At 69.7% G+C, this 2,126-nt stretch carries 2 protein-coding genes; both read right to left on the bottom strand.

Features of this window, described 5'->3' with window-relative positions; translation table 11 throughout:
- Positions 1-427: 427 nt before the first annotated feature.
- On the bottom strand, positions 428-1,399 hold the full coding sequence (locus ACFY9I_RS42290) for a pirin family protein (RefSeq protein WP_391012810.1): 972 nt from the start codon (positions 1,397-1,399) through the stop codon (positions 428-430).
- Between the two features lie 32 nt (positions 1,400-1,431).
- On the bottom strand, positions 1,432-1,812 hold the full coding sequence (locus ACFY9I_RS42285; protein ID WP_391012808.1) for a DoxX family protein: 381 nt from the start codon (positions 1,810-1,812) through the stop codon (positions 1,432-1,434).
- Positions 1,813-2,126 lie beyond the last annotated feature (314 nt).

Here is a 2,126-nt window from a genome sequence, read left to right as displayed (position 1 = left end):
GTCGGTCGGTACGAAGAGGAGTGCCTTGTCGTCGACCTGCGCGTCGGGGCCCAGCTGCTGCTTGGTGGTGATGCGGGTCAGCGTGCGCTCACCCGTCAACTGTGCGGTCATCGTTGCTCCGTGACGCCTCGCCCTCGAAAGGGGACGGGGTGATGAAGGGGGATGGGACCGGGGCAGGCGACGCGCAGGACGCCGGGGCGTCGGAAGCGGCGAACTTCTCCTTCTGCAGCCCGCACCAGAGGATCGCTCTCGAGCGGACCAACGCCCTCGCCCAGTTCCCGAGAATGCGCGCGCATACCCCGGCTGAGTCGGCACTGAACCAGGACCGCACGCTGGGTCCTGTCGCCGCGTGCCGGCTCGCGGTGAGGGTCTGCGGGGCACGCGGTCAGACCATCCGTGCCGCGGGCTCGGGAGATTCGGTGCCCGGCTATCCGGTGTGCGGCAGCCGGGTGGCGGGGATGACGCCGAGCCGGCCGGCCTGGTAGTCCTCGAAGGCCTGGGTCAGTTCGTCGCGGGTGTTCATGACGAACGGGCCGTAGTGGGCGACCGGTTCACGAATCGGCTGCCCGCCCATGACATACAGCTCCAGCTTCGGGGTGTGTGAAGCCTGCCGCGGCGCGGCGGTGAGGCGCAGGCCGTCCCCGGGCCCGTGCACGGCGAGTTGACCGGCCTGGATCGGCCTGTGCTTGGCGCCGACGGTGCCGGTGCCGGCCAGGGCGTAGACCAGCGCGTTGTATCCGGGGTGCCAGGGCAGGTCGACCTGGGCGCCGGGCTCGACGGTGATGTGTGCCAGCGTGATCGGCGTGTGTGTGACCCCCGGTCCGGCGTACCCGGCGATGTCGCCGGTGATGACCCGGATCAGCGCGCCGCCGTCGGGTGTGGTCAGCAGCGCCGCCTGGCTGCCGCGGATGTCCTGGTATCGGGGCGGGACCAGCTTCTTCGCCCGGGGCAGGTTGACCCACAGCTGGGTGCCGTGGATCACGCCCCCGCTCATCACCAGGCTCTCCGGCGGCGCCTCGATGTGCAGGATGCCCGCCCCGGCGGTCATCCACTGGGTGTCGCCGTCGGCGATCCGCCCACTGCCACCGTTGGAGTCCTGGTGGTCCACGATGCCGTCGATGACGTACGTGACGGTCTCGAAGCCACGGTGCGGATGCCAGGGGGTCCCCTTGGGCTCACCGGGGGCCAGGTCCACTTCGCCGAGATGATCGAAGTGGACGAATGGATCCAGTTCGGACAGTGGCACATCGGCGAACCCGCGGCGTACCGGGAAGCCCTCACCCTCGTAGCCGCGCGGCGCGGTGACCAGCCGGCGCACCTCACGGGTCCGGGTCCTGGCAGGGGTGAGCGTGGGCAGGCGGGGCAGGACGAGGACGTCCTCGACGGTGATGGCGGGCATGGTGCTCCTCCCTGTGCAGACGCTGCCGGCGATCAGGCGAAGGGGTACGGGCCGAAGCGGCCCCACGCCACCGCACCGGCCAGCACGATCAGCACAAGGTTTGTCACGATCGCGCTGGACTCCTTGCGCCTGGCGTGGGTTGTCGCCGCTCCGGCCATCAGCAGCACGAGGCCGACGGCGGCCAGCGGCACCAGGACGGGGATGATGTCCAGCACGGCGGGCAGGATCAACCCGACCGCGGCCAGCACCTCCAGGGCGCCGATCAGCTTGAACATGCCCGGAGAGAAGTCCTCGGCCCACGCCATGTTCGGCGAGGCGGCGAGCTTCTCCTTCGGCTGGGCCAGCTTCGCGCCGCCGGCGGCCAGGAAGAGCGCGGCGAGCAGGCCGGCCAGAATCCACAGAGCGATGTTCATGAGTTGACCAATCAGGGGGAGGCAGACAGGGCCCCGATGTTCTCGTGATGCGTCCCGATGTGCTCCGGTGGTGCGCTGTCACGATCGGGGCGAAAGCGGCGTTCAGCGGGAACGCCGGGGCCCTGGGGATCAGATGCGTGGAATGAGGATCAGGTGCCTGGAATGAGGATCAGGTGCGTGGAATGAAGTCCGCCGGTTCGCCCGTCAGGCGCCGGCGAAGGCGTGCTTGTGTGCGTTCAGCCACTGCTGGAACGTCTGCAGTTGCGGGTTCAGGTCGCGGACGACGTCGAGGTCGCGGACCGCGTTGAACTGGG

It is taken from the genome of Streptomyces sp. NPDC012510 (assembly GCF_042955065.1).
Lineage (GTDB): Bacteria > Actinomycetota > Actinomycetes > Streptomycetales > Streptomycetaceae > Streptomyces.
This window is presented reverse-complemented; position numbering and strand designations above follow the sequence as displayed.